General features: G+C 74.6%; 17 protein-coding genes and 1 pseudogene. 12 read left to right on the top strand and 6 right to left on the bottom strand.

Features of this window, described 5'->3' with window-relative positions; genetic code table 11:
* The first annotated feature begins 121 nt into the window (after window positions 1-121).
* The 4 genes from ACVJO7_RS07240 to ACVJO7_RS07225 all read left to right on the top strand — a co-directional run bounded on the left by ACVJO7_RS07240 (window position 122) and on the right by ACVJO7_RS07225 (window position 5,100).
* Complete coding sequence (locus ACVJO7_RS07240; RefSeq protein ID WP_491672210.1) at window positions 122-1,765, top strand: phospholipase D-like domain-containing protein; 1,644 nt, start codon at window positions 122-124, stop codon at window positions 1,763-1,765.
* A gap of 149 nt (window positions 1,766-1,914) precedes the next feature.
* A complete protein-coding gene (locus tag ACVJO7_RS07235) occupies window positions 1,915-3,585 on the top strand; it encodes an AMP-binding protein (RefSeq protein WP_491672220.1) in 1,671 nt (556 codons plus the stop codon).
* 125 nt (window positions 3,586-3,710) lie between these two features.
* The gene (locus tag ACVJO7_RS07230; protein WP_344026891.1) at window positions 3,711-4,097 is read left to right on the top strand and encodes a cold-shock protein; all 387 of its coding nucleotides are present in this window, start codon (window positions 3,711-3,713) and stop codon (window positions 4,095-4,097) included.
* A 64-nt stretch (window positions 4,098-4,161) separates the two neighbouring features.
* Complete coding sequence (locus ACVJO7_RS07225; protein ID WP_491672209.1) at window positions 4,162-5,100, top strand: MsnO8 family LLM class oxidoreductase; 939 nt, start codon at window positions 4,162-4,164, stop codon at window positions 5,098-5,100.
* 32 nt (window positions 5,101-5,132) lie between these two features.
* On the opposite strand, the gene ACVJO7_RS07220 is transcribed toward ACVJO7_RS07225, so the two are convergent.
* The 3 genes from ACVJO7_RS07220 to ACVJO7_RS07210 all read right to left on the bottom strand — a co-directional run bounded on the left by ACVJO7_RS07220 (window position 5,133) and on the right by ACVJO7_RS07210 (window position 8,049).
* A complete protein-coding gene (locus ACVJO7_RS07220; protein WP_344026895.1) occupies window positions 5,133-5,636 on the bottom strand; it encodes a DUF2771 family protein in 504 nt (167 codons plus the stop codon).
* Between the two features lie 44 nt (window positions 5,637-5,680).
* Complete coding sequence (locus ACVJO7_RS07215; RefSeq protein WP_491672208.1) at window positions 5,681-7,192, bottom strand: MFS transporter; 1,512 nt, start codon at window positions 7,190-7,192, stop codon at window positions 5,681-5,683.
* 86 nt (window positions 7,193-7,278) lie between these two features.
* Window positions 7,279-8,049, bottom strand: coding sequence for a glutaminyl-peptide cyclotransferase (locus ACVJO7_RS07210; RefSeq protein ID WP_491672207.1), 771 nt, complete (start codon window positions 8,047-8,049; stop codon window positions 7,279-7,281).
* Between the two features lie 39 nt (window positions 8,050-8,088).
* Between ACVJO7_RS07210 and ACVJO7_RS07205 the strand changes: the two genes are divergently transcribed.
* The 4 genes from ACVJO7_RS07205 to ACVJO7_RS07190 are packed head-to-tail and all read left to right on the top strand — an operon-like array spanning window position 8,089 to window position 13,560.
* The gene (locus ACVJO7_RS07205; RefSeq protein ID WP_491672206.1) at window positions 8,089-8,985 is read left to right on the top strand and encodes a DUF3027 domain-containing protein; all 897 of its coding nucleotides are present in this window, start codon (window positions 8,089-8,091) and stop codon (window positions 8,983-8,985) included.
* A gap of 47 nt (window positions 8,986-9,032) precedes the next feature.
* Complete coding sequence (locus ACVJO7_RS07200; protein WP_491672205.1) at window positions 9,033-11,810, top strand: sacsin N-terminal ATP-binding-like domain-containing protein; 2,778 nt, start codon at window positions 9,033-9,035, stop codon at window positions 11,808-11,810.
* Window positions 11,807-13,081, top strand: coding sequence for a D-inositol-3-phosphate glycosyltransferase (gene mshA / locus ACVJO7_RS07195; protein WP_491672204.1), 1,275 nt, complete (start codon window positions 11,807-11,809; stop codon window positions 13,079-13,081). Before ACVJO7_RS07200 ends, mshA begins: the two co-directional genes overlap by 4 nt.
* Entirely contained in the window at window positions 13,078-13,560 is a 483-nt protein-coding gene (locus ACVJO7_RS07190) for a type III secretion system chaperone family protein (protein ID WP_491672203.1), read from the top strand. The genes mshA and ACVJO7_RS07190 overlap by 4 nt, the downstream gene beginning before the upstream one ends.
* An 11-nt stretch (window positions 13,561-13,571) precedes the next feature.
* Here the strand turns inward: ACVJO7_RS07190 and ACVJO7_RS07185 are convergent, their stop codons facing one another.
* Window positions 13,572-15,206 (bottom strand): arginine deiminase, encoded by a 1,635-nt coding sequence (locus ACVJO7_RS07185; protein WP_491672202.1) that lies wholly within the window; start codon window positions 15,204-15,206, stop codon window positions 13,572-13,574.
* A gap of 80 nt (window positions 15,207-15,286) precedes the next feature.
* Window positions 15,287-15,490 (bottom strand): annotated as a pseudogene (locus ACVJO7_RS07180) (amino acid permease); the annotation flags it as partial.
* A 15-nt stretch (window positions 15,491-15,505) separates the two neighbouring features.
* Between ACVJO7_RS07180 and ACVJO7_RS07175 the strand changes: the two are divergent.
* The 4 genes from ACVJO7_RS07175 (at window position 15,506) to ACVJO7_RS07160 (ending at window position 18,128) form a co-directional block, all read left to right on the top strand.
* Window positions 15,506-15,673 (top strand): hypothetical protein, encoded by a 168-nt coding sequence (locus ACVJO7_RS07175; RefSeq protein ID WP_491672201.1) that lies wholly within the window; start codon window positions 15,506-15,508, stop codon window positions 15,671-15,673.
* 438 nt (window positions 15,674-16,111) lie between these two features.
* On the top strand, window positions 16,112-17,683 hold the full coding sequence (locus ACVJO7_RS07170) for an AMP-binding protein (RefSeq protein ID WP_491672200.1): 1,572 nt from the start codon (window positions 16,112-16,114) through the stop codon (window positions 17,681-17,683).
* Window positions 17,684-17,822: 139 nt separating this feature from the next.
* Entirely contained in the window at window positions 17,823-17,960 is a 138-nt protein-coding gene (locus ACVJO7_RS07165) for a hypothetical protein (RefSeq protein ID WP_491672199.1), read from the top strand.
* A 27-nt stretch (window positions 17,961-17,987) separates the two neighbouring features.
* On the top strand, window positions 17,988-18,128 hold the full coding sequence (locus ACVJO7_RS07160; RefSeq protein ID WP_491672198.1) for a hypothetical protein: 141 nt from the start codon (window positions 17,988-17,990) through the stop codon (window positions 18,126-18,128).
* A 190-nt stretch (window positions 18,129-18,318) separates the two neighbouring features.
* Here the strand turns inward: ACVJO7_RS07160 and ACVJO7_RS07155 are convergent, their stop codons facing one another.
* On the bottom strand, window positions 18,319-19,590 hold the full coding sequence (locus ACVJO7_RS07155) for an APC family permease (RefSeq protein ID WP_491672197.1): 1,272 nt from the start codon (window positions 19,588-19,590) through the stop codon (window positions 18,319-18,321).
* Window positions 19,591-19,711: the final 121 nt, after the last annotated feature.

Below are 19,711 nucleotides of genomic sequence, written 5' to 3'. Positions count from 1 at the left end.
TTGCCTCAAGACCCGAACCGTCTACGACGAAACCACCGCCTGGGCCCACCGCGACACCGCTGCCGCTTGACACCACTACGGCATGGGATGTCTGAGCCGGCGGCCGTCTACCGTTCCGGTCATGCCAGGACAGCACGACATCCCGGCGGACCTGCCCGCACTGGAGGCCGGCTACCTGGTCCCCGGCACCGCGGACTGCCCGACGTTCCGGGAGGACACCGAGTGGCGGGCGATCGTCGACGGCGTCGACTACTTCGCCCAGCTGTGCGAGCTGTTCGACCGGGCGGGCCCCGGCGACTCGGTGCTGATCACCGGACTGAACCTGCAGCCGGACATGGACCTCACCGGCGCCGAGCCCGGCGACGACGACTACGAGGCGCTCGCCGACCGGCTGGCCCGGCTCGCCGACGACGGCGTGGACGTGCGGGTGCTGCTCACCGCAGCGGTGTTCTCCGGGTCGGTGCCGGGGGTCGCGATCGGGCCGTTCCGGGCGAACGCGTTCGCCGCGCTGGAGCTGCGCCGGCGGCCGTCGCTGCACGGCCGGGTGCTGCTCGACTGGTCCGGCTCCGGCATCGGCTGCCACCACCAGAAGATCGTGCTGGTGCACGTCGGGGGCACGCTGACCGCGTTCGTCGGCGGTCTCGACCTGTCGGCGAACCGGTTCGACGCCGAGCCGCACGACCGGCTCTCGATCGGTGACGAGCGCTGGGGCTGGCACGACGGCGCCGTCCGGCTGCGCGGCCCGGCCGCCGGCCGGGTGTGGGAGGTGTACCGGGCCCGCTGGGCGGAGGCCGCGACGCTGCCGCCGCGGTCGTTCTACCGCCCGCCGGCGCGCTGGGAGCCGATGAACCCGGAGCCGTTCGCGCCGCCGCTGCCGCCGTCGCCGCCGACCCCGGCCCGGGCCGCCCTCGGCACCGCGGTGCAGGTCCTGCGCTCGCTGCGGCCGTGGAAGATCGACCACTTCGGCACGCTCTACCGCCGGCACTGGACGGTGCTGCCGCGGCACGGCGTGCAGGAGGTGTTCCACGGGCTCGCCGCGGCGATCCGCGGCGCCCGGCGCTACATCTACCTGGAGGACCAGTACTTCTTCGAGGTCCCGGGCGGCCGGCGGGCGTTCCGGCTCTACGGCCTGCTGCGCGACGCCGCCGCCCGCGGCGTGCGGATCGTGCTGGTCTGCTCCGGCCGCCGGGACCCGGCCGACGCCGGGATCAACACGTTCCGCCGCCGGGTCACCGGGGACGTGCAGCGCGGGGTCATCGACCAGCTGGAACCGGCCGACCGCGGGAACGTGATCATGCACCGGATCGAGGGGCTCACCGTGCACACCAAGGTGATGCTGGTCGACGACGTGTACGCCGCCGTCGGGTCGGCCAACTTCTTCTCCCGCTCGATGCGCGGCACCGACACCGAGCTGAGCGCGGCGCTGGTGACGACCGGGGACCAGGTGCGCGACCTGCGGGTCCGGCTGTGGGCGGAGCACCTGCGGACCGAGCTGACCGACGAGCTGCGGCCCCGGCTGGAGGACCTGGACCTGGCGCTGGGGATGTGGCGTCCGGAGTGGCTGCCGCCGCAGGCGCCCGCCGGGACCTGGCGGGAGCCCGGCTACCCGGCCGGGTTCGACCCGGCCGAGCGCGTGCTCGTCCCGGTCGGGCCGTGGCCGGAGCCGTCCCCGCGGCCGCTGCGCCGGGCCGCCCGCGGGGCCCGCCGGGGCGCCGCCCGGGTGGCCGAGTCGGGCCGGCGCGCCGGGCGCAGGCTGTCCTCCTGAACCTCGGGTGCACTCCTTACGTGGGTAGCCGGGTGTTGGCAGCGGCCCGGTTCCGGGGACAGGATGTGACGGCCGCCTCCGGGCGCCGCACCGCGCCGAACTGCGCCGCACCCGGCGTCGTCACCAGCACTGCCGAGGAGAACATCGCCGTGACCTCCACCGCCGCCGGAGCCCCCGCCGTCCCGTCGTACGCGTCCGGGGTCTCGGACACCCCGCTGCTCGGCGACACGATCGGCGACAACTTCGACCGGACCGCCGCCGCGTTCGGCGACAACGACGCGCTGGTCGACGTGCCCACCGGCCGCCGCTGGACCTACACCCAGCTCCGCGAGGCCGTCGACAAGCTCGCCTGCGGCCTGCTCGCGGCCGGGGTGGCGACCGGGGACCGGCTCGGGATCTGGTCGCCGAACACCGCCGAGTGGACACTCGTCCAGTACGCCACCGCGAAGATCGGCGTCGTCCTGGTCAACATCAACCCGTCCTACCGGACGCACGAGCTGGAGTTCGTGCTCAAGCAGGCCGGGATCTCCACCCTGGTGTCGGCGTCGGAGTTCAAGACGTCGAACTACGAGAAGATGATCGCCGAGGTCCGGCCGAACTGCCCGGAGCTGGAGCGGGTCGTGATCGTCGGGTCGGACGAGTGGACCGCGCTGGCCGACGGCGGCGCGGCGCCGGACCGGGTCCGGCTGGCGCAGGTGCAGGCGTCGCTCGGCGCGGACGACCCGATCAACATCCAGTACACCTCGGGGACGACCGGCTTCCCGAAGGGCGCGACGCTGTCGCACCACAACATCCTGAACAACGGCTACTACGTCGGGAAGCTGTGCGGGTACACCGAGGCCGACCGGGTCTGCATCCCGGTGCCGTTCTACCACTGCTTCGGCATGGTGATGGGCAACCTCGGCTGCACCACCAACGGCGCGACGATGGTCATCCCGGCCCAGGGCTTCGATCCCAAGGCGACCCTGCGGGCCGTCGAGCAGGAGCGCTGCACCTCGCTCTACGGGGTCCCGACGATGTTCATCGCCGAGCTCAACGATCCCGACTTCGAGTCGTTCGACCTGTCCAGCCTGCGCACCGGGATCATGGCCGGCTCGCCGTGCCCGGTCGAGGTGATGAAGCAGGTCGTCGAGCGGATGGGGATGGGCGAGGTGACGATCTGCTACGGCATGACCGAGACGTCGCCGGTGTCCACCCAGACCCGCGCGGACGACTCGCTGGACCGCCGGGTCTCCACCGTCGGCCGGGTGCACCCGCACCTGGAGATCAAGGTCGTCGACCCGGAAACCGGGAAGACCGTGCCGCGCGGCGAGGCCGGGGAGCTGTGCACCCGCGGTTACTCGGTGATGCTGGGCTACTGGAACCAGCCGGACAAGACCGCCGAGTCGATCGACGCGGCCCGCTGGATGCACACCGGCGATCTCGCCGTGATGGACGACGACGGCTACCTCAACATCACCGGCCGGATCAAGGACATGGTCATCCGGGGCGGCGAGAACGTGTACCCGCGGGAGATCGAGGAGTTCCTCTACACCCATCCCGACGTGGTCGACGCCCAGGTCATCGGTGTTCCGGACGAGCGCTACGGCGAGGAGCTGTGCGCCTGGGTGATCCTGCGCGAGGGCGCGGCCGAGCTGACCGCGGACACGCTGAAGGAGTTCGCCACCGGCAGGCTCGCGCACTACAAGATCCCGCGCTACGTGCTCGTCGTCGAGGAGTTCCCGATGACGGTCACCGGCAAGGTCCGCAAGGTCGAGATGCGCGAGCGCTCGGTCGGCCTGCTCGACCTGGAGGCCGCGGCCGGCGTCCGAAACGCCTGACTCCGGCCGTCCGCGGACGGTACGATGGGCACCTGACGCGTCCGGGTGACCCGAGCACGGTTTGTCACGGTCCATCCGGGCGCGTTCGTCGTGCACGCAGCAATCGCAGTGAATCGAGGAGCACGGTGCCCACCGGCAGGGTGAAGTGGTACGACGCGGAGAAGGGCTTCGGCTTCCTCTCGCAGGACGGCGGCGAGGACGTCTACGTCCGCAAGGCGGCACTGCCGGCGGGGGTGGAGGCGCTCAAGTCCGGTCAGCGTGTCGAGTTCGGTATGGCCGAGGGGCGGCGCGGGCCACAGGCGCTGTCGGTCCGGCTGGTCGAGAAGCAGCCGTCCGCCGTCGAGAACACCCGGCGCCCCGCGGAGGAGCTGCACGGCCTGATCGAGGACATGATGCGGCTGCTGGACAACAAGATCCAGCCCGCGTTGCGGCACGGCCGCTATCCCGACCGCAAGACCTGCAAGCTGGCCGCCGAGGTGGTCCGCGCGGTCGCCCGCGACCTGGACGGCTGACGCCCGCCGGGCGCCCGGAAATGCCGGGCGCCGGCGCGGCGTTCCGGCAGGCGTGCGCCTGTCGTTGCTGGATCGTTCGCGGACCCGGGCCGGCGAGCCCGACTCGGCCGCGCTGCGGCACACCGTGGCGCGGGCCCGGCGCGCCGAGCAGCTCGGCTACCACCGGTTCTGGGTGGCCGAGCACCACGCGGTGCCCGGGATCGCGTCCGGCAGCCCGCCGGTGCTGATGGCGGCGGTGGCAGCGGCGACCGACCGGATCCGGGTCGGCTCCGGCGGCATCATGCTGCCCAACCACCAGCCGATCGTGGTCGCCGAGCAGGTCGCGATGCTCGCCGCGCTGTACCCGGGCCGGATCGATCTCGGCATCGGGCGGTCACCCGGCTTCACCGAGCCGGTCCGGCGGGCGCTGCGCGCCGCGGCCGCCGACGACGACACCTTCCGGGCCGAGCTCGCCGAGCTGCGCTCGTTCCTGGACGGCACCGGCCCGGTCACCGTCCGGCCGCGTCCGGAACGGTCGGTCCCGCTGTTCCTGCTGGCGACCGGCGCCGGACTGCGGCTCGCCGGGGAGCTGGGGCTGCCGGCCGTCGTCGGTGGGCCGGTGCTCGACGACCGCGCCGCGCTGGAGGGCTACCGCGAGCGGGCCGGCGACGCCGCGCACCTGGTCGTCTCGGCCGACGTCCTGGTCGGGCACCCCGATCTCGCGCTGTCCGAGGCGTGGGCGCTCGCCGCCGCCCGGACCACCGGCGAGTTCCCGCCGCTGGAGCCGCCCGACCCGGGCCGCCGGACCACCGCGCGGCAGCGGGACACCGTCGCCCGGTCGCTGGCCCGGACCCTGGCCGGGGATCCCGACACCGTCGCGGAGCTGCTCGACGACCTGGTGACCCGGACCGGCGCGGACGAGCTGATGGTCAGCTCGTCGACCTGGGACCGGGAGGCGCTGGACGCGTCGGACGCGGCGCTGGCCCGGCTGCTGGTGGGTGGGCGGGCGCACGCCGGGCGCTGAGGGGATTCACGACCGGCGTCGCCCGAGGCCCCTCAGCCCGCCGGCTGCTCCCCGACCAGCACCCAGGTCGCCCGGACCGGGAACTCCAGCTCCTCGGTCTCCGGGTCGATCGCCGGCGCCGCGCCGAACAGCTGCACCTGCGCGGTGACCAGCCGGTCGGTCTCCGAGGGCAGGATCAGCGTGTACTCGCCGCGGCTGCCCGGGGTGGCTATGTCGCTGCGCTGCTCGATCGGGGCCGGGTCGTCGCCGCGGGTGAAGGCGTAGGCGACCTGCCACGGGCCCTCCGAGACCTCCTCCGGCACGGTGATCCGGATCGGGGTGCCGGGCGGCACGTCCGCGGTGACCCGGGAGTTCGGCTCGTCCGAGCAGTTCTCCATCCGGTTGTCGCAGAACTGGGTCGGCGCGGCGGTGAGCGAGGTGCCGTCGACGTCGAACGTGACGGTGGGCCGCGACGTCCCGCAGCCGGCGAGCAGGACGGCGGCGACGGCGAGCAGCCCGGCGAGCGCGCGGCCGGACCGGCGGGATCGGGTGATCACGGCGGCCAGCCTACGTACCGCGGCCGGGCACCCGATCCGCGACGTCAGCGCACCGCGGCGGCCGCCGGTGGCGCCGCGCGCGGCGCCAGGCCGGGGACCAGGGTGCTGCCGCGGCGGACCATCGCCGCCTGCAGCGCGAACACCGCGATCATGCAGGCGGCGATCACGAAACCGGTCCGGAAGGTGTCGTGCGGGGCCAGCACGCCGATCGCGCCACCCAGCACCCAGGCCAGCTGCAGCACCGTCTCGGACCGGCCGAACGCGGACGCCCTGGCGTGCTCGGGCAGGTCGCGCTGGATCACCGCGTCCAGGCAGACCTTCGCCAGCGCGCTCGCCGTGGACGCGATCAGCGCCACCACCACCGCCGCCGGGACCCCGGGCACCAGCGCCGCGCCGGCCGCCGCCAGCACGGCCGCACCGGCCGCGGCGAGCACCACCGGCTCGACCCGGCCGAACCGGCTGCGCGCACCGACCGCGTTGCCGAGGAACAGGCCGGCACCCGCGGCCGTGCCGACCACGCCGATCACGATCACCTGCCGGGCCGGGTCGCCGCCGGCCTGCTCGGTGCCCGCCTTGACGACGAACGCGACGAACAGCGTCAGGAAGCCGGTCAGCACCCGGACCGCGCCGGTGCCCCACAGCGCCACCAGCACCGAGCGGGTCGCCGGCACCCTGGCGCGCCGGGTCCCGGGCCTGGCGGCCGGCACCGCCGCGGGCACCTCGCCCGCGGTCGACTCCACCCGGCGCGGGATGCGCAGGCACAGCACCGCGCCGGCGACGCCGAGCGCCGCCGTCCAGTACAGCGCGCCCGGCGAGCCGAACGCCCAGGCGGCGCCGGCGGCCACCGCGCCGGCGACGCCGCCCGCGGCCATCCCGAACGTGGTGAGCCGGGAGTTCGTGGTGGCCAGGGTGATCGTCGACGGCAGCACCCGCGGGGTCACCGCGGCCTTCAGCACCAGGAACGACTTGCTCAGCACCAGGATCCCGAGCGCCGCCGGGTACAGCACCCAGGTGTCCAGGTGGAACACCAGCACCACGGCGAGCACCGCCCGTCCGGCGCAGGACACCGCCATCGCGATCCGCCTGCCCCGCTGCAGCCGGTCCAGCATCGGCCCGATCACCGGCGCGACCAGCGCGAACGGGGCGACGGTGATCGCCAGGTAGAGGGCGACGTTGGCGGTCGACTCGGCGGTCGCCGCCGCGAAGAACAGGGTGTTCGCCAGGGCAACGGCGACCGCCGCGTCGAGCGCGTAGGTGAACATCGTGGCGTAGGTCAGCGCGGTCAATCCGGAGCCGTCGGCGCCGTCCGCGGTCGCGGCCCGGCGGAACAGGCCCACGGCGCGCCCGGTCAGCTCCCGGGTGCGGTGCACCGCGACCCGGGTGACGGTCAGCTTCCGCGGGCCGGTGCGGGCGTCGCCGGCCGGCCCGCGCAGCGACGGGTCCGAGGCGATCGGCGTGGTGCGCGGATCCGGCCGCGCGACCCGCCCGGTGCGCCCGCCGGAGCTGTCGGGACCCGCGGTGCGGTCGCGGCGGCGCCGGAACGGGTTCGGGGCCATGGGCCCATTGTGCGCCGCGGCACCGACGGTTTCGCCGTCCCCGGGGGTGGTCCGGGCGCGTCGTCACCCGGCCGGACGCACCGGGTTCAGGCCGGCGGCGCCAGCCGCACCCGGAACGTCGCTGGCCACAGCTTCCCGGTGATCAGGTACTCGTCCCCGGCGACGTGCGCGATCCCGTTCAGCACGTCGGCGTCCCGGCCGCGGGCCCGGTCGAGCAGCCCGGAGGCGTCCACCACCAGGTCCACCGTGCCGGTGGCCGGGTCGATCCGGACGATCTCGTCGCTCTGCCACACGTTCGCCCACACCCGGTCGCCGACGCACTCCAGTTCGTTGAGCTGCTGCTGCGGCGAGCCGTCCCGGGTGACGGCGACCGAGCCGGTCTCGGCGAGATCGTCCGGATCGTGGAAGCGCAGCCGGTCGGTGCCGTCGGAGCGGACGACGCGGCCGTCGTCGGCCAGGCACAGGCCCCAGCCCTCGCCGTCGACCGGGACCTCGCGGCGCAGCGCCAGGGTGTCCCGGTCCCACTCCAGGGCGACGCCGTCGCGCCAGGTGAGCTGCCAGATCGCGTCCCCGACGACGGTGATCCCCTCGCCGAAGTAGGCGGGCGGCAGCGGGGTGGCCGCGCGCAGCGCCCCGGTGTCCGGGTCCAGGGCCCGGATCTCGGACTCGCCGACCCGGCCGGTGCCCTCGTAGAGCACGCCGTCGTGCAGCTCCAGGCCCTGGGTGAACGCCGTCGGGTCGTGCGGGATCTCGGCCAGCACCTCCGGGCGGACCACCGGTGCGGAACCGGGTGCCGGTGCGGCGGCGCCGCACGCCGCGAGCACGAGGACTAGGGGGAGCAGCAGCGCAACGGGCACCGGCCCAGGATGCCCGGAGCCGGGTGGCACACTGGTGAGGTGACTGCTGGTGACGACACCTCCTACCCCGAGGGGGCCACGGTGCCGGAGGCGCCCGCACCGGGTGCAGCGCCGGGGGCGCCCACACCGCTTGCAGAGCCGGAGGCGCCCGCACTGCTTGCAGCGCCGGAGGCGCGGGTCGCGCCGCCGGAGCTGTTCGACGCCGTCGAGGTCGCCCGGGCCGCCGCCGTCGAGGAGGCGGCCTACGAGCTGGGCCGCGCGGACGCCGTCGCCGCGGTGGGCCTGCACCTGGGCGCCGACGCCGAGGACGACGGCTCGGTGACGCACTCGTTCGTCGCGGAGCTGCCCGGCTACCGCGGCTGGCGCTGGGCCGTCACGGTTGCCAGTGCCGGGCCGCACGAGCCGGCGACGGTCTCTGAGTCGGTGCTGCTGCCCGGTGACACCGCCATCGTCGCGCCCAGCTGGGTGCCGTGGGACCAGCGGGTCCGGCCCGGCGATCTCAAGCCGGGCGACCTGCTGCCGCCGCCGGCCGACGACCCGCGGCTGGTGCCCGGCTACGTCGACAGCGGCGATCCGGCGTTCGAGGAGCTGGCCCACGAGGTCGGGCTCGGCCGGGAGCGGGTGCTGTCCGCGGACGGCCGCGCCGCGGCCGCCGAGCGCTGGCAGCACGGCGAGCGCGGCCCGACCGCCGACCTGGCCAAGGCGGCGCCCGCGTCCTGCGGGACCTGCGGGTTCATGCTGCCGATCGCCGGTTCGCTGCGCGGGGTGTTCGGTGTGTGCGCCAACGGCTCGGCCCCGGCGGACGGACAGGTCGTCGCGGTCGGTTTCGGCTGCGGCGCGCATTCGTCGGTGACCGAGCCGGCCGGGTCGCCGGTGTACGTCTCGGCCCTGGTCTACGACGACGGCGTGGACCTCGAACCGGTCGGTTCCCGCTGAGCGGACCTCCCGCCGACCCGTTCGGCACCGCGGCGCTGCGGGCCGGGGTGCTCGCGGCGTGGTCGTCGTCGCCGACCCGGTTCCGGGAGGACGTCAACGCCGAGGACGACCTGCGCCGCGGCGGGTACGCCCGGACCTGGGCCGCCGAGCTGCTGCAGAACGCCTCGGATGCGGCCGTCGCCGCCGGGGTGCCGGGCCGGGTGCTCGCCCGGGTGCACGACGGCGAGCTGCGGATCGCGAACACCGGCGCCCCGCTGGACGCCGCCGGGGTCGCCGCGCTGGCGGCGCTGCGCGCGTCGGCGAAGCGCGACGCCGCGGGCGCGACCGGCCGGTTCGGCGTCGGGTTCGCCGCGGTGTCCGCGATCTGCGCGCAGCCGCGGCTGGTCACCGCGGACGGCGGGATCGCGTTCTCCGCGGAGCGCACGGCCGCCGAGGTGGCGGCGCTGGGCGGTGCCGCGGCCGAGGAGCTGGCCCGCGATCCGCGGGTGCCGGTGCTGCGGCTGTGCTGGCCCACGGACGAGGAGCCGCCGCCGGTCGGTTACGCCACCGAGGTCCGGCTGCGGCCCGACGCCGCCGATCCGGCGGCGCTGCTCGCCGAGCTCGCCGGGATCGCGGCCGATCTGATGCTCGCGCTGCCCGCGCTGGGTGAGGTGGTCGCCGGGGACACCACGCTGATCCGCACCGAGCGCGGCGCCGGGCGGGTCCGGATCGGTGACCGCGAGCTGCTGCTCGCCGGTGATCCGGCGCGCTGGGCCCTCCCGTACGACGACGAGGGTCGCCCGGTCCCGTACCCGCCGGACGCCGGCGAGGTGCTGCACGCCCCCACCCCCAGCGCGGAGCAGCTGTCGCTGCCGGCCCGGTTGCTCGCGCCGTTCCCGCTGGACCCGGACCGCCGCCGGATCCGCGCCGACGACCCGGCCACCGGCGAGCTCGTCGGGCAGGCCGCCCGGGCCTACGCCGAGCTCGTCGGTGCGGTCGGGCCGGAGTTCCGGACGGCCCTGGTGCCCGAGCCGGGCTTCCCGCGCTCCCCGCTGGACGGGCTGCTGCGCACCGCGATCGACGCCGAGCTCGGCTCCGCGCCGTGGCTGCCCGCGGCGGCCGGTGGCGGGCCGCTCGCCCCGGACCGCGCCGAGTACCTCGATCTCGGCGGCGACACCCCGGCCGGCCTGCCGGAGCTGCTCGCCGCCGCCGGTCCGGCGTTCGACCGGCTGGTCGCCTCCGGCATCGTCCCGCCGCCCGGACTGCACGTCGACCGGCTGGGCCCGGCGGGCCTGGCCGAGCGGCTGACCGGGATCGACACGGCGCCGACCTGGTGGCGGGAGCTCTACGCGGCGCTCGCCCCGGCCGTCGACCGGATCCCCGGCCTCGCCGCGGAGCTGGGCGCGCTGCCGGTCCCGCTGGCCGACGGCCGCCTGGTGCCCGGCCCGGCGTCGGTGCTGCTGGCCGACGCCGCCACCCCGGAGCTGCCGGAGCTGCGGATCGCCCATCCCGATGCCGCGCATCCGCTGCTGCGCAGGCTCGGCGCCGCCGCCGCCGACCGCGAGACGCTGCTGGCCGCGCCCGCGCTGCTCGACGCCGTGGAGCGCTCGGTCGACGACGCCGAGGCCGGCCTGGACACCGAGCCGCTGGCCCGGGCGGTGCTCGCGCTGCTGGACACGCCGTCCGCGGCGCGCGATCCGCGGTTCGGCGCGCTCGCCCTCACCGCCGACGACGGCGCCCCGGCCCGGGCCGACGAGCTGGTGCTCCCCGACGCGCCGCTGCGCGCGCTGCTCGACCCGGACGCCCCGGTCGGGATCCTGGACGCCCGCTGGCTGGACGCCGGCCGGGACGCGCTGGTCGCGGCCGGCGTGCTGGACCGGTTCGCGGTGGCCGAGTTCGATCCGGAGGTGCTGCACGACGCCGACCGCTACGACGGCGGCGGCTACGACGGCGGCGGCGCCGGCGGGGCCGGCGGGACAGTGGGCCCCGCCGTCCGGGATCTCGATCTCGTCGACGACGACGCCTGGCCGGCCGCACTGGCCCTGCTCGCCGCCGACCGGGACACCCGGGCCGCGATGCTCACCGGGTACACCGCGTGGTGGCTGTCCCGGCACGTGCGGATCGGCGGGCGGCTGCCGTCGACCTGGCGGCTGCCCTCGGCGTCCACGCTGGCCGGTCTCTACGATCCGCTCCCGCCGCTGGCCGGTCTCGGCGGTCCCGCCGACGACGCCGTCCTCACCGCGATCGGCGTCCGGGCCGGGATCGTGATCGGCGGCGCCGACGAGGCGGTGGAGCTGCTGGACCGGCTCGCCGACCCGGCCCGCCCGGTCACCGGCGACGTCGCCGGGATCGCGCACACCGCGCTGGCCGCGGCGCTGCGCGCCGGTGTGTTCGAGCTCGACGATCTCGACCCGCCCGATCAGGTCCGGACGCTGACCGGCGCGGTCGTCCCGGCCGATCGCGCGGTCGTCGCGGACACGCCGTGGGTGCTGCCCGCGCTCGGCGACGTCCCGGCCGTCCCCGGCGGCGACGACCCGGACGCGCTCGCCGAGCTGCTCGACCTGCCGGTCGCCTCGGCCCGGGTGACCGGCACCGTCCGCGGCGCGGGCGAGCCGCTCGGCTGGACCGCGGACGCCGAGATCGTGCTGGCCTGCCGGGCGATCGGCGCCGACCCGCCGGCCGGGGAGCTGCGGCGGCACGACCGGCTGGTCGTCGATCTGGACGGCGGCGGCGCGGTCACCGTCCCGGCCTGGCCGGGGCCGGACGGCGGGTGGCACGCGTCGGACCCGCTGCGGGCGCTGGTGGCCGCGCTCGCCGAGCGGCGGCGTGTCAGGATGATGCCGTGACGTCAGAGCTTCCGCGCCGGGTCGCGGTGCTCTCGGTACACACCTCCCCGACCGAGCAGCCCGGCACCGGCGACGCAGGCGGCATGAACGTCTACGTCGCGCAGACCGCGATCCGGATGGCCCGGCGCGGGGTCGAGGTGGAGATCTTCACCCGGGCGACGTCGTCGGAGCAGCCGCCGACGGTCGAGCTCGCCCCGGGTGCGACCGTCCGGTTCGTCGCCGCGGGCCCGTTCGAGGGGCTCGGCAAGGACGACCTGCCCGCCCAGCTGTGCGCGTTCACCGCGGGCGTGCTGCGGGCCGAGGCCCGGCACGATCCCGGCTGGTACGACGTCGTGCACTCGCACTACTGGCTGTCCGGCCAGGTCGGGTGGCTGGCCCGGGACCGGTGGGGGGTGCCGCTGGTGCACACCGCGCACACCCTCGCGAAGGTGAAGAACGCCGCGCTGGCCGCCGGGGACACCCCCGAGCCGCGGGTCCGGCTGATCGGCGAGGAGCAGGTCGTCGCCGAGGCGGACCGGCTGGTCGCGAACACCGAGATCGAGGCCAAGCAGCTGATCGACCTCTACGACGCCGATCCGCGGCGCACCGTCACGATCCCGCCGGGTGTCGACACCGACCGGTTCCGGCCGGGTGACCGGGCCGCCGCCCGGGCCGCGCTGGACCTCCCGGCGGACGCCGTGGTGCTCGCGTTCGTCGGCCGGATCCAGCGGCTCAAGGCGCCGGACGTGCTGCTGCGGGCCGCTGCCGAGCTGCTCGCGCGGACCCCGTCGCTGCGGGACCGGCTGGTGGTGCTGGTCGCGGGCGGGCCGTCCGGGTCGGGGCTGGCCGAGCCGACGTCGCTGCAGGAGCTGGCCGCCGAGCTGGGTGTGACCGACGTCGTCCGGTTCCTGCCGCCGCGCGGCGGCGAGGAGTTGGTCACCGTCTACCGGGCCGCGGACGTGGTGGCGGTGCCCAGCTACAACGAGTCGTTCGGGCTGGTCGCGCTGGAGGCGCAGGCCTGCGGCACGCCGGTGGTCGCGACCCGGGTGGGCGGGCTGCCGGTGGCCGTCGCCGAGGGCCGGTCCGGGCTGCTGGTCAGCGGGCACGACATCTCCGACTGGGCGGACGCGCTCGGCGAGCTGGCCCTGGACCGGGCCCGCCGCGAGCGGATGGCCGACGTCGCGGCCGGGCACGCCCGCCGGTTCTCCTGGGACCGCACGACCGAGGCCCTGCTGGGCGCCTACGACGAGGCCCGCGCCGAGTTCCAGGTGCGGGAGGGGGGCAGGCGATGACCGATCTCGATCCGGTGGTGGCCGACGCGCTGGCCGGGATGGGCGTCGAGCACGTCCACCGCGGGCCCGGGCAGTGGCTGGTGACGCTGCCCGGCGAGGCCCGGCTGCAGACCCAGACCTGGCTGCTGGTGCGCGAGCAGACCGTCGGGGTGCAGGCGTTCGTCTGTCGTCGTCCTGACGAGAACGCCGAGGGCGTCTACCGGTTCATGCTGCTGCGCAACGCCCGGCTCTACGGCGTGCACTACTGCCTGGACCGGGCCGGCGACATCCACCTGGTCGGCAGGCTGCCGCTGCACGCGGTGACGGCCGAGGAGATCGACCGGGTGCTCGGCCAGGTGCTGCAGGCCGCCGACGGCGACTTCAACACCTTCCTGGAGCTGGGGTTCGCCTCCTCGATCCGGCGCGAGTACGCCTGGCGCAGCGAGCACGGCGAGTCGACCGCGAACCTGGCGGCGTTCGCGCACCTGATCGACGGATAGCCCCGAGGGGCTCAGTACGGCACCGGGTCGCGCAGCAGCGGGCAGGTCATGCAGTGCCCGCCGCCGCGGCCGCGGCCCAGCTCGGACCCGACGATGGTGTGCACGGTGACCCCGGCCCGGCGCAGGATCTCGTTGGTCTGGGTGTTGCGGTCGTAGGCGAACACCACGCCCGGCTCGACGGCGACCACGTTGTTGCCGGAGTCCCACTGCTGGCGCTCGCTGGCGTACACGTCGCCGCCGGTGGGCAGCACCCGCAGCTCGGGCAGGCCGAGCGCGTCGGCGACGACGTCGACGAACGGCTCCTTCTCCTCGGTCGCCTCCGGCCCGCGGTCGCCGGGGCGCAGCGAGAAGGTGCGGATGCCGTCGACGATGCCGCCGTAGGCGGTGGCGACGTCCCGGTCGGCGAAGGTGAACACGGTGTCCAGGTGCATCGCGGCGCGCAGCTTCGGCATCCCGGCGACCACCACCCGGGTGGCCGCGCCCGCGTCGAACAGTGCGGCGGCCAGCTGGGTGATCGCCTGCCGGGAGGTGCGCTCGCCCATCCCGACCAGGACGGCGCCGTTCCCGACCGGCATCACGTCGCCGCCCTCGATCGACGCGGCACCCCAGCCGAGCTCCGGATCGCCCCACCACACGCGGGCGCCGGTGAACTCCGGGTGGAACGTGTAGACGGCCTTCATCAGCAGCGTCTCGCCGTGCCGGGCCGGCCAGAACAGCGGGTTCAGGGTGACGCCGCCGTAGATCCAGCAGGTGGTGTCGCGGGTGTAGAGGGTGTTCGGCAGCGGCGGCATCAGGTACTCGGGCGGGCCGCCGGTGCCGCCGGCGAGCGCGATCCACGGCGAGCTGAGGTCGCCGGGCAGGTCCGTGGTGGACAGCCCGCCGATCAGGAACCCGGCCAGCTCGCGATCGGTCAGGCCGTCCAGGAACGCCCTGGTCTCGGCGAGCAGCCCGAGCCCGACCTGGTTCGGGACGATCTTGCGGTCGAGCAGCCAGGCCCGCGCGCCGGGCACGGCGAGGGTCTCGGCGAGCACGTCGTGCAGCTCCAGCACCTCGACGCCGAGCCCGCGCATGGCGGACACGAACGCGGCGTGGTCGCGCCGGGCGTTCTGCACCCACATGACGTCGTCGAACAGCAGCGCGTCGGAGTTGGACGGGGTGAGCCTCTCGTGCGCCCGGCCGGGCGAGCAGACCAGGACGCGCCGCAGTCGTCCCACCTCGGAGTGCACACCGAACCCGGACACCGGCATCAGCTCCTCGACCTCAGGTTGCGGCAGGACCAGCACCGGCACCGGTGCGGCCCGGATCAGCCTGGACGCCCGCGAGCCGAGGAACACCCTGGCCAGCGGGCCGGAGTCCGACGATCCCACGACGAGCAGCTCGTCGCTGCGCCAGTCGACGGCGGCGACCGCCTCGTCCCAGCCGGTACCGGTGCCGATCACGCACGGCACGCCGGCGTCGACGGTGCCGTCGGCGACCAGCCCGTGCTGCGCCTCGGCGGCCTGGTCGGCCCACGAGTCGAGGATCGAGTCCTCGGCGTACAGGCCGACCTCGGGCGGGTACATCGTGGCGTTGCGGACGCCGAAGCTCGCCACCCGCAGCGGGGTGCCGAGCCGGGCGGCGAGATCGGCGGCGGCGACGGTGCGCACCGAGCCTCGGACCGGCCCTCGAAGTCCTGCCAGGGCTGGGTGCCGACCGCGGAGACCGCGACCAGCACGTAGAACGTGATCACGACGGCGAGCGCGATCAGCAGCGCCCGCGGCATCGTGCGCTGCGGGTCGCGCACCTCGTCGCCCGCGGTGGACACCGCGTCCAGGCCGATGAAGGAGAAGAAGATGACCCCGGCGGCGGTCGCCACCCCGGCGGTGCCGAACGGTGCGAAGTCGGCGAAGTTGTCGGCGTCGAACGCGGTGAAGGCGATGACCACGAACATCGCCAGCACGCCAGCTTGATCGCCACCATGATCGCGTTCAGCCGGGCGGACTCGCTGGCCCCGCGGATCAGCAGCACCATGCACAGCCCGACCAGGACGACGGCCGGCAGGTTGACCACGCCGTACTCCAGCAGCAGGCAGGCGGCGACGCCCATCGCCACCACCTCGCCGAGCGTGGCGTAGGCGTAGTAGTAGGTGCTGCCCGACACCGGGACGGCGGAGGAGAGTACGACGAAGATCCCGGTGCCGACGGTGGCGCCGATGCCGAACGCGGCGAGCTGGAAGGTGCCGATCGTGCGGCGCAGCTCGTCCGGCCCCGATCCGCTGCTCGGCGGCCGGATCGGCTTGCGGCGCAGCAGCTCCGCCCGGAGCGTGGACGCGCTCGCGCGGTGTCGTCATGCGTGCCGCCTCGGGATCGGCGACCGTTGTGTCCTGACATGGTGGCCGACGCCGCGCGATTCGTCACCGGCCGCGCCGGGTCCCGCGGTGACTCGTGGGTAACTTTTTCCGACCGCGCGGCGGCGGGGACGGCCGGCAGTGCCTAGCATGTTGCGGAACACCGGGCGCGCCTCCCGCCGCCCGGCTTCCCGATGGACCTCGCGAAGGAGCGACGCCTTGTCGATGCGCAGCCCGTACCCGGACGTCGAGATCCCGGATGTCTCGCTGACCGAGTTCCTGTTCGCCGACGGATTCGGGGACCGGGCCGACGCGCCCGCGTTCCTCGACGGCACCACCGGCGACCAGCTGACCTTCACCGAGTTCCACGGCCTGGTTGAGAAGATCGCCGGCGGGCTGGCCGCCCGCGGGATCGGCAAGGGCGACGTGGTCGCGCTGTTCGCGCCGAACCTGCCCCAGTGGGCGGCCCTGTTCCACGGCATCCTGCGTGCGAACGGCATCGTGACCAGCGCGAACTCGATGTACACCGGCGGCGAGCTGGCGCACCAGCTCACGGACTCGGGTGCGACGACGCTGATCACGGTGTCGCCGTTCCTGGACCGGGCGCTGGCCGGGGCGAAGGAGGCGGGCCTGTCCGCCGACGCCGTGCTGACCATCGACAAGGTCGAGGGGCACGACTCGCTGGCCGATCTCGTCGCGTCCGAGGCCCCCGCCCCCGAGCTCACCACGACCGCGACCGACACCGCGGTGCTGCCCTACTCGTCCGGCACGACCGGGCTCGCCAAGGGCGTCATCCTGACCCACCGCAACCTGGTCGCGAACCTGCTCCAGGTGCAGGTCATGGGCGAGGTGACCGACCAGACCAAGATCATGGCGTTCCTGCCGTTCTTCCACATCTACGGCATGACCGTGATGATGAACCAGGGCCTGCACGCCCGCGCCACGGTCGTCACGATGCCGAAGTTCGATCTCGAGCAGTTCCTGTCGATCACCCAGAAGTACTCGGTGGACCGGCTCTACATCGCCCCGCCGGTCGCGGTCGCGCTGGCGAAGCACCCGATCGTCGACTCCTACGACCTGTCCTGCGTGAAGACGATCTTCTCCGGTGCGGCGCCGCTGGACGGCGAGCTCGGCCGCGCGGTCGCGAAGCGGCTCGGCTGCACGGTGCTGCAGGGCTACGGGATGACCGAGCTCTCGCCGGTCAGCCACTGCATGCCCGACGACCGCGGCGATCTCGATCTCAACTCGTCCGGCTTCGCGCTGCCCAACATCGAGTGCAAGCTGGTCGATCCGGAGTCCGGCCAGGAGGTCGGCGTCGGCGAGCGCGGCGAGCTGTGGGTGAAGGGCCCGAACGTGATGGTCGGGTACCTGAACAACTCCGACGCCACCGACGCCACCAAGGACGCCGACGGCTACCTGCACACCGGTGACATCGCCGTCGTCGACGACGAGGGCGTGTACTCGATCGTCGACCGGGTCAAGGAACTGATCAAGTACAAGGGCTACCAGGTGCCGCCCGCCGAACTGGAGGCGCTGCTGCTGACCCACGACAAGATCGCCGACACCGCGGTGATCGGCGTCAAGGACGCCGAGGGCGAGGAGGTGCCGAAGGCGTTCGTGGTGAAGCAGGCGTCCGGCGCGGACCTCACCGAGGACGAGGTGATGGCCTTCGTCGCGGAGAAGGTCGCGCCGCACAAGAAGGTGCGGGTCGTCGAGTTCATCGAGCAGATCCCGAAGTCGGCCTCCGGGAAGATCCTGCGCAAGGACCTGCGGGCCCGGGAGAACGCGGGTTCCTGACACTCCTGACCGGCCGGGACGGCGTCGTGACCTGCAGCGATGTAGGAGCGGCGCCGCACCGGGCTCCTGAGCGGGATACCCGCGCAAGGTGGGATCCATGCCCGGCATCCGGCCTGGCACGGATGAATGAATCTGCGCCGTGAGGACATCGCCAGCTGGCCGGGAGAGTCTCGATGCCGTCGCGATGGCCCAGGGCGGGTACGCGGAGGTCTCCTCGGTGATCGCGGCGCTCCCGGACAAGCACGAGGCGCGAGCCGCAGTAGGGCGGCTGCTCTGAGTCCGTGAGGACATGACCGGGTGGGCGGTGACCGAGCTGACCCGATTCCGGCGCGCCGCGGCCGACCGGCGTCAGGTTCGGGAGGATCGTGACGAGGTCATCGCCGCGCTGAGGGCGGCGGGCGTCGAACCCACCTGGTCGAACGGCCGTGACGGTACGGAGCGGTAGCCACGGAACCTCTACGGACGGGTGTGGCGGACCAATGGCGTTGTTGCAGGTCAGCGGTGCCGCAGCGGCGCGGCACCAGGATCCTGCGCAAGACCTGCGATACCAGGTTGCCACGGCGCACGGCGCCCGGTTCCGCGACGGCCCGGCCCGGGCGCGATCCGCGTCCGCGTCGGCCTGCTGCCCGGACCTGCTACGCGCCCGCAGGGCGACGCCGCCGGTGAACCGCCGCACGCCCGAGGATCCCCGCGACCAGCACCCCGAGCCCGATCGCGACGCTCGTGACCGGCAGCGTCGACGCCAGCACGACACAGCCCACCAGACCGACGACCGCCGGTCCGACCGCCCGTCGGCCCCCCGGGCGCGATTCGTCACGGCGCAGCGTCAGGGCGGCGATGTTCGCGACGGCGTAGTAGGTCAACACGCAGAAGCTCGAGAAGCCGATCGCGTCACGCAGGTCCATCGTGGCGACCAGCACCAGGACAACCGCACCGACGACCAGCCCGGCGTGATGCGGGACGCGATGGACCGGGTGCACGGCGGCGAGCCGGGCCGGCAGCTCACGGTCGCGGGCCATCGCCAGAGCGGTGCGGCCCACCCCCGCGAGCAGTGACAGCAGGACGCCTGCCGCCGCGACTGCGCCGCCGATCCGCACTACCACACCGAGCCAGGCCGGCCCACCCGCGACCGCCGTCGCCAGGGGTGTCACCGTCCCGGCCAGCGCTGCGGGCCCCACCGCCGACAAGGCCGCCACCGCGACGACCGCATAGATCGCGATCACCGCGCCCAGCGCCAGTGGAATCGCGCGGCGGATGGTGCGCGCCGGATCCCGGACCTCTTCACCCAGGGTGGCGATCCGGGCATATCCGGCGAACGCGAAGAACAGCAGCCCGGCGGCCTGTAGAACGCCGTAGGCGCCGTGCGGGAACACGTCCCCGACCCACGGTGCCCCCTCCCGGACCGGGGCGGTGAACGCACCGACGACCACCGTCGTGAGGGCCGCCAACGTCGCCGCGACGAGGAACCGGGTCACCAGCGCCGTCCTGACCACACCGACATGGTTCACCGCCGTGAACAGCACCACGGCCACAGCTGCCACCGGCTGTGGATGGTCGGGCCAGACGTGTGCGCCCAGGGTCAGTGCCATCGCCGCGCACGACGCCGTCTTGCCGACCACGAAACCCCACCCGGCCAGGAACCCCCAGCCGTCGCCGAGACGGCGACGACCGTAGAGGTACGCCCCGCCCGACTCCGGATGGACCGCCGCGAGCCGTGCGGTGGACGTCGCGTTCGCGTAGGCGATCAGCGCGGCCAGGGCCAGCCCCACCAGCAGCCCCGACCCGGCAGCGGCCGCAGCCGGACCGAACGCGGCGAACACCCCGGCGCCGAGCATCGCCCCGAGCCCGATGATCACCGCGTCGACGACGCCCAGGCGACGGGCCAGCCCCTGTGTACCCCCGGTCACCTTCGCACCCCCATCACTGCGACCACCGGCATCGCGACAGCCGCTCCAGCTTCGCGGCGATGGTGCCACGACCCGAGCGGGCCCGGATCCGCATCCCGGCATCTCGGCCGGCGAGGATCCA

Source organism: Pseudonocardia sp. DxW (assembly GCF_058448985.1).
Note: the sequence above shows the minus strand (reverse complement) of the source record. Positions and strands in the feature narration are given on the sequence as shown.